Below are 4,788 nucleotides of genomic sequence, written 5' to 3' on the forward strand. Positions count from 1 at the left end.
ACGCCTGCGGGGTCTCACACGTGGGTCACTGCTCCCGCAGGAGTCTCCGTGTCATTCTCCTGCTCGGATGCTTCTCTATCCTTCAGAGCGGGAATGGTGCCCGAAACCGAGGGCCGAGCAGGAAAAGGGAATCAAAGAGCGAGAATGGTGCCCGAAACCGAGGGTCGAGCAGGAAAAAGAGAATCAAAGAGAAGGAATGATGCCCGAAACCGAGGGGCAAGCAGGAAAAAGGGAATTAAAGAGCGGGAATGGTACCCGAAACTGAGACTCGATCAGGTGGAAAGGGAACCAAAGAGAGGGAATGATGTGCGAAAGGGGAGCACTCAGTGGAATGGAGCGGAAGGTACTTGACTCCTGCGGGAAGTAGAGGAAAGGCAAGACCCCACAGACGGAACGTCGAGGAGGCTTGGCTCCTCCCCGCGGAAAGCAAGTACCTGCAGCGCAATGGAACGAACCCCGATAAAAAGGTAAATCTTATGTTTCTCCACACGCCTTGCATTTTTTTTTTTAAGAGCGCTCAATCCTCCCTGCTTTGTAACATATCAAAAAGGAAAAAGGAAAAACCATCCTTTTTGATATCAAACGTTAATCCTGTTGTAACACGTGTGAAATATAAATTGGGTAAGATATAAATAAGTAATTGACCCCCTTTTTTATATACTTTGCACGGACGTTTCAAGTCCGTGCCCTTTTTTTGCCTATAAAAGGTTCCGTTCATAAATTTTCCCTAATTCTAGCAATTGTTTGACCTTTCAATTAATTGTATAATAAGGTAATAGAACGAGAGGTGAAGCTGTTGCAACGGATTACGAACTGTGTGTTAACAAACGAAGATAAGGCATTATTGTTACAAAAGCCAAGTCGTGGCTGGTGGGTAGCGCCAGGTGGTAAAATGGAACTTGGTGAATCGATAAAAGAATCGGCTGAGCGTGAATTCCGAGAGGAAACAGGTCTCCAAGTGGAAGATGCGAAACTTCGTGCTGTATTTACCATAGTCGTTCTTGAAAAGGATCAACCGGTAGATGAATGGATGATGTTCACCTTTCATGCTACTAGCTATAAAGGTGAAATGTTTGAAGAATCTCCAGAAGGAAAGCTTGAATGGAAAGATATAAAAGACGTTTCTGGGTTGCCAATGGCCGCAGGTGATAAACATATGTTTCAACATGTTTTATACGAAGATGGGGTTATGCACGGAACGTTTTATTATACAAAAGAGATGGAACTTGTTTCATTTCGATTAACTTCAGAATAGGAAAAAGAGGTGATTCGGGTGAGTATCGAACATGAAGAAATTCAGATTGTAATCATTACAGGAATGTCGGGGGCAGGCAAAACAGTTGCGGTTCAAAGCTTTGAGGACCTTGGCTATTTTTGTGTCGATAATTTACCCCCGGCTCTTATTCCGAAATTTATTGAGCTTATCGAAGGTTCAAATGGAAAAATGAATAAGGTCGCTTTAGTCATTGATTTACGTGGTCGTAAATTTTTCGATCACCTGTTTGAGACGATTGATACAATTAGTCATTCACCACATTTACATGCCAACTTGCAAATTTTATTTTTGGATGCAAAAGATGCGAAGCTTGTTCAACGATACAAAGAAACAAGACGTTCTCATCCACTAGCTCCAAATGGGCTGCCACTTGAAGGGATTCAGCTGGAGCGTGAAATGCTTGAAGATATGAAAGGCAGATCACAACAAATTATTGATACAACAGATATGAAACCGATCCAGTTGCGTGAGCGAATCATTCAACGGTTTTCTGTTAGTGAAAAACATCCCTTTACTGTAAATGTGATGTCATTCGGATTCAAATATGGCATGCCAATTGACGCAGACCTCGTTTTTGATGTGCGTTTCCTTCCGAATCCACATTACATTGATCACATGAGACCAAAAACAGGGTTGGATGAAGAAGTTTCATCATACGTTTTAAAGTGGTCTGAAACACAGCAATTTATTGAAAAACTTACGGATTTATTGAAATTTATGCTGCCGCAATACAAGCGAGAAGGAAAAAGCCAAGTTGTCATCGGTATTGGTTGTACGGGTGGGAAACACCGTTCTGTTACACTGGCTGAGCACTTTGGTGAAGCGTTTGCGGATGAATATGTGTTGCATGTGAGCCATCGTGATATTGAGAAAGACAAAGGAAAAGGGACAATAAAGTGAAAAAGAAAAATGTTGTTGTGATTGGAGGAGGAACCGGGTTATCAGTTTTATTAAGAGGGTTAAAAACATTCCCTGTTGATATTTCTGCTATCGTAACAGTTGCTGATGATGGCGGCAGTTCGGGACGCCTCCGAAAAGAACTAAACATACCTCCACCAGGAGATGTGCGCAATGTATTGGTTGCCTTGTCTGAGGTTGAACCATTAGTGGAAGAGTTGTTTCAACATCGTTTCGCGAATGGAAATGGTTTAACAGGTCACTCATTAGGCAACCTACTCCTTGCCGGAATGACTTCCATTACCGGTGATTTTTCAAGAGGAATCGCTGAGTTAAGCAAAGTGCTTAATGTTCGTGGGAACGTTTACCCAGCTGCCAATAGCAGCATTGTGTTAAATGCTGAAATGGAAGATGGGAGCATCATTTCAGGAGAATCATTGATTCCACTTGAAAAAAAGCGAATCAAACGAGTGTTTTTAACACCTGAAAATGTAACGCCATTGCAATCAGGGATACGTGCACTTGAAGAAGCAGATATTATTGTACTTGGGCCTGGTAGCCTTTACACAAGCGTGATTCCGAACTTACTTGTACCTGGAGTAGTTGAAACGATTCGTCGTTCAAAGGCTCGTAAGGTGTATATTTGTAATGTGATGACACAAAACGGCGAGACAGATGGGTATTCTGCAGCTGATCATATACAAGCAATATTAGATCATTGTGGAGACAAATTAGTGGATGAAATCATTGTTCATGGAGCCCCAATTGCTCCTCAATTACAAGCACGGTATGAGCAAGAAGGTGCCGAACCGGTAGCCGTTGATGTAAGTAGAATTAGTTCAATGGGTGTTTCGATTGTACTCGACCATTTTGTCATTGAACGCGAAAATATGCTTCGTCATGATGCAACGAAAGTCTCGAAGGCGATATTGCGAATGTAGATAGGGCTATTGTTCGTGTAGAAAACGATTAGAGAGCTACACGGCTGAAAGGAGTGAGGACAGTGTCCTTTGCAGCCAAAACAAAAAAAGAATTAACGCAAATTGACCAAGAAGATTGCTGTGCGACAGCGGAGCTTGCTGCATTGATCCGTATGAATGGATCGCTTTCATTCAGTCAGATGAAGCTTGGATTAGATGTAACAACCGAGAATGCAGCGATTGCTAGAAGAATGTACACTCTTATTAAAAGAGTGTACCCCTCGATGTTTGTTGAGCTATTAGTTCGAAAAAAGATGAGATTGAAAAAAAACAATGTTTACCTCGTTCGCATGCAACATGAAGCGAAGGAGCTGTTAGAGCAACTAGGTATTTTAGGCGAAGGTTTTGTTTTTCATCGGACGATCTCAAAACAATTAACAAAGGCAAAATGTTGTAAGCGTGCTTATTTAAGAGGAGCTTTTTTAGCGGGTGGGTCGATTAATCATCCGGAAACATCCTCTTATCACTTGGAAATATTTTCAAATTATGAAGAACATAATGACTCCTTATGTGAATTAATGAACGAATATCAATTAAATGCAAAAACATTGGAACGCAAAAAGGGGTTCATTACGTATATGAAAGAAAGCGAAAAAATAACCGAATTCTTAAATATCATTGGCGCACATCAGGCCCTGTTGTATTTTGAGGATGTTCGAATTATGAAAGATATGAGAAATTCGGTTAATCGCCTTGTTAACTGTGAGACAGCTAACCTGAATAAAACGGTTGGAGCAGCCTTAAGGCAAGTAGAAAACATTCGCTTTGTCGATCGAATGATTGGGTTGGATCAACTTCCAACGAAATTGAGAGAAATTGCAGAATTACGTGTGTTGCACCAAGATGTTACCTTAAAAGAACTAGGTGAAATGGTTGATGGTGGGACGGTTAGTAAATCTGGAGTGAACCACCGTTTACGGAAAATTGATCAAATTGCTGATAAACTTCGCAATGGTCAAGACATCCAAATTAAGTAAAATAAAAAATCATACTTTGGGAGGAATATAATATGTTAAAAAAAGAAGTAACAGTTCAAAGAAAATCAGGATTACAAGCTAGACCAGCAGCTTTATTTGTTCAAGAGGCAAGTAAATTTACAGCTGAAGTGTTTATTGAAAAAGGTGAGAAAAAAGTAAATGCGAAAAGCATTATGGGGTTAATGAGTTTAGCAATGGCGCACGGAACAACTTTTACGCTGATTACAGATGGAAAAGATGAAGCAGAGGCTCTTGAGACGTTAAGTCAATTTATTGAATCAGAATAATTTAGAAGGCACCGATTGCTCACGCGAAACGGTGTCTTTTTTTTGTTTTGGTAGTTTTCCGATGTTCGTTCCATTGCGCTACAGCCACTCGCAGCCGCAAGGAGGTGTTGAGCCTCCTCGGCTGCGCCTGTGGGGTCTCAACCTTACCTCTATTTCCCGCAGGAGTCGAGTGGCTTCCGCTCCATTGCACTATGAGATAAAACTTTAATTTGGTACCCTTTGAAAAAAACATAGACGAATAACAAATGGAGATGGTTTGGTAGCCTTTCCGATGTTCGTTCCATTGCGCTGCAGCCACTCGCTTTCCGCGGGGAGGTGTTGAGCCTCCTCGGCTGCGCCTGTGGGGTCTCACCCCTACCTCTATTTCCCGC

At 41.7% G+C, this 4,788-nt stretch carries 5 protein-coding genes; all 5 read left to right on the plus strand.

Annotated features, from left to right (window positions below):
• The first annotated feature begins 787 nt into the window (after positions 1–787).
• The 5 genes from JCM9140_RS21450 (at position 788) to JCM9140_RS21470 (ending at position 4,417) form a co-directional block, all read left to right on the plus strand.
• Positions 788–1,255 carry an NUDIX hydrolase gene (locus JCM9140_RS21450; RefSeq protein ID WP_156314961.1) on the plus strand — a complete coding sequence of 156 codons (468 nt, stop codon included), beginning with the start codon at positions 788–790 and terminating at the stop codon, positions 1,253–1,255.
• 24 nt (positions 1,256–1,279) lie between these two features.
• Positions 1,280–2,176, plus strand: coding sequence for an RNase adapter RapZ (rapZ, locus tag JCM9140_RS21455; RefSeq protein WP_439644323.1), 897 nt, complete (start codon positions 1,280–1,282; stop codon positions 2,174–2,176).
• Positions 2,173–3,114: a gluconeogenesis morphogenetic factor MgfK gene (mgfK, locus tag JCM9140_RS21460; RefSeq protein WP_034751553.1), complete on the plus strand. Its 942-nt coding sequence runs from the start codon at positions 2,173–2,175 to the stop codon at positions 3,112–3,114. The genes rapZ and mgfK overlap by 4 nt, the downstream gene beginning before the upstream one ends.
• Before the next feature lie 62 nt (positions 3,115–3,176).
• Positions 3,177–4,130 carry a DNA-binding protein WhiA gene (whiA, locus tag JCM9140_RS21465; RefSeq protein WP_034751555.1) on the plus strand — a complete coding sequence of 318 codons (954 nt, stop codon included), beginning with the start codon at positions 3,177–3,179 and terminating at the stop codon, positions 4,128–4,130.
• 32 nt (positions 4,131–4,162) lie between these two features.
• Positions 4,163–4,417 (plus strand): HPr family phosphocarrier protein, encoded by a 255-nt coding sequence (locus JCM9140_RS21470; protein WP_034751557.1) that lies wholly within the window; start codon positions 4,163–4,165, stop codon positions 4,415–4,417.
• The last annotated feature ends 371 nt before the right edge of the window (positions 4,418–4,788 follow it).

It is taken from the genome of Halalkalibacter wakoensis JCM 9140 (genome assembly GCF_000513095.1).
Taxonomy (GTDB): Bacteria; Bacillota; Bacilli; order Bacillales; family Bacillaceae_D; genus Halalkalibacter; species Halalkalibacter wakoensis.